Source organism: Gemmatimonadota bacterium, from assembly GCA_009841265.1.
In the GTDB taxonomy this organism is placed as follows: domain Bacteria; phylum JAAXHH01; class JAAXHH01; order JAAXHH01; family JAAXHH01; genus JAAXHH01.
On the sequence record VXMB01000002.1, the window covers coordinates 1 to 2,601 of the forward strand.

Below are 2,601 nucleotides of genomic sequence, written 5' to 3' on the forward strand. Positions count from 1 at the left end.
GGCTAGGGTCCATTCGTCGGGGAATGATATACCTAATTAGACAATCCCCTCAATAATCTCACGCAAAAAGGTTGACTTGCGCCTAGTTATCGGGATATAATTAGGCCATGAAAGATTACATCAGCCTCTACCAGTTCCATAAGCTGTTTCCCGATGAGGAAGCAGCCGTTGCCTTCTACGAGGCGCAGCGATGGCCGAACGGCGTCCGCTGCCCGCATTGCGACAAGGCGGAGAACGTCAAGGTCGTTGAGAGTCGCAAGCCTCAGCCGTACCACTGCACGTCATGCCGCAAGTATTTCAGCGTCCGCGTCAAGAGCGTCATGGAATCGAGCAAGGTTCCGCTCCATAAGTGGCTGCTGGTGACGTACATGATGACAACCGCCCGCAAGGGAATCAGCAGCCATCAGGTAGCCCGCGAGATCGGAGTAACCCAAAAGACGGCGTGGTTCATGCTTCAGCGCATCCGCGAGTCATGGGACACCCAATCGGGCATGATGGCCGGCCCGGTAGAGGTTGATGAGGCGTACTTTGGCGGCAAGGAGCGCAACAAGCACGAGAGCAAGCGCCTTCACGCCGGACGTGGCGCAGTCGGCAAGGCCGGGGTTGTGGTGGTGCGCTCACGCAGCACGGGCAGGGTAAAGGCACTCCCGATAGCGAACGCGGACAAGCCGACACTGCATGGCATCATCAAGGCGAACGTTGAGACGGGCGCGACGGTCTACACAGACGAATGGGCAGCCTACCGCAATCTAGTCGGCTATCGCCATGAGGCGGTTTCCCACAGCGCCGGAGAGTATGTCCGCGAGCAGGCGCACACAAACAGCGCAGAGGCGTTCTGGGCGCTACTGAAGCGCGGCTACATCGGAACCTTCCACCACTTCTCATTCAAGCACTTGCACCGCTACGTGAACGAGTTTGCGGAGCGTCACAACACCCTAGACATGACGGCGATGGAGCGGTTCGGCCACTTTATCCGCCTCACGGTTGACAAGCGGATCCGCTACAAGGAGTTGACGGCGTGAGAAAGAACATCGTTGAGCCTATCCCCGCGACGCTAGAGCAGGCAGTACAAGCAGGGTTTGGAGAGACGCCGCCTGCCTCGACTAAACCGCCGCAAATCGTCAAATCCCCTTTGCGCTATCCAGGGGGCAAATCCCGCGCCGTCTCTCAAATCATCCACTTGTTGCCGCAAGGACTAGAGACGCTTGCGAGCCCGTTTGTTGGCGGCGCGTCCATTGAGTTGGCGGCCGCCTCTCGCGGAATCAGGGTATACTGCTACGACGCCTTCGCGCCGCTTGTGGACTTTTGGCAAGCCGTTCTGAAAGACGCCTCTCACCTGGCACTCATGGCGGCCGAATACCATCCGCTCAAGCGGACGGAGTTCTACGCCTTGCAGAAGCGGTACTCCGACATCGAGGGGCAATTCGAGCGGGCAGCCGCCTTCTATGCGCTCAACCGCGCCTCGTATTCAGGAACGACGTTGAGTGGGGGCATGTCCCCGGGCCATCCCCGATTCACGCCTAGCGCGCTTTCAAAGCTACGGTCATTCAGCATCGACGGTTTCAGCGTGGAACTGGCCGACTTTCAGGAAAGCATCCCGGCCCATGCCGATGACTTCCTCTATCTCGATCCGCCCTACGCCAACGGGGAAAGCCTGTACGGGGAGCGCGGGGATTTGCACGCGGACTTTGACCATGCCGCGCTAGCGCACCTTCTGCGCGGGCGGGATGGTTGGGTGTTGTCATACAACGACTGCGAGAAGGTCCGAGACCTGTACGAGGGTTACACGTTTGTCACTCCCGAATGGGCATACGGCATAGCGAACAAGGCTGACTCGAACGAGGCGATTATCCTATCGAACGACTACGTCCGCGTGCTATAGTATCGGGCGATGGTTAGACAGACGCAGATGGAGCGTGGCAAGGCGTTCGAGTACGCCGTTGCACTTGCCCTATCCCGTGCGCTCGGAGTGCCACTTGACGCCGCCTCCGCCGCCAATGCGCGGATGCACTACGACAACTGCGACGAGCAGAGCGAGATGGACGCGGCCGCCCGTGAAGCTGCCTTGTTCGTCACCGCCTACGACAAGCAACTAGAGGCGGCAACCCTAGTCGCGTTGCAGACCGGGAGCGCCGGTCAGCGCGGAGACGTGCGAGACGTTCTGATGATGCTGCCAGACGGCTCTGTGGGCATCTCCGCCAAAACCCACCACCACGCCGTCAAGCATTCGCGGCTATCCGACACAATCGACTTTGGCAGCGTCTGGGCGGATCACCCCGTGAGTCAATCCTACTGGGCCGCCGTCCGTCCGGTGTTCGGGCAGATGCGCGAGATGCGGGAGCGCGGGATGCTGTTCCGCGACGTTCAGAACAAGGAGCAGACGCTGTACCTGCCCATCCTCACGGCATTCGAGGATGAGTTCACGCGCTTGTGCCAATCATTCGGCGGCCGGTTTATTCAGCGCGTGTTCCGCTACTTGATTGGGCAGCATGACTTCTACAAGGTCGTTCGGGAGACGGACGGCGTACTGGTTCAGTCGTTCAACATGAGCGGAACGCTCGGATGGGGAAGGCGATGGGCGATACCGTCAAAGGTCGATAT

The 2,601-nt window shown here is 59.6% G+C and carries 3 protein-coding genes; all 3 read left to right on the top strand.

Annotated features, from left to right (window positions below):
- Positions 1-107: 107 nt before the first annotated feature.
- Positions 108-1,022 carry an IS1595 family transposase gene (locus F4X08_01570; GenBank protein MYD24491.1) on the top strand — a complete coding sequence of 305 codons (915 nt, stop codon included), beginning with the start codon at positions 108-110 and terminating at the stop codon, positions 1,020-1,022.
- Between the two features lie 95 nt (positions 1,023-1,117).
- Positions 1,118-1,882: a DNA adenine methylase gene (locus F4X08_01575; GenBank protein MYD24492.1), complete on the top strand. Its 765-nt coding sequence runs from the start codon at positions 1,118-1,120 to the stop codon at positions 1,880-1,882.
- A 9-nt stretch (positions 1,883-1,891) separates the two neighbouring features.
- A partial coding sequence (locus tag F4X08_01580) for a HaeIII family restriction endonuclease (protein MYD24493.1) occupies positions 1,892-2,601 on the top strand: 710 nt, incomplete at its 3' end.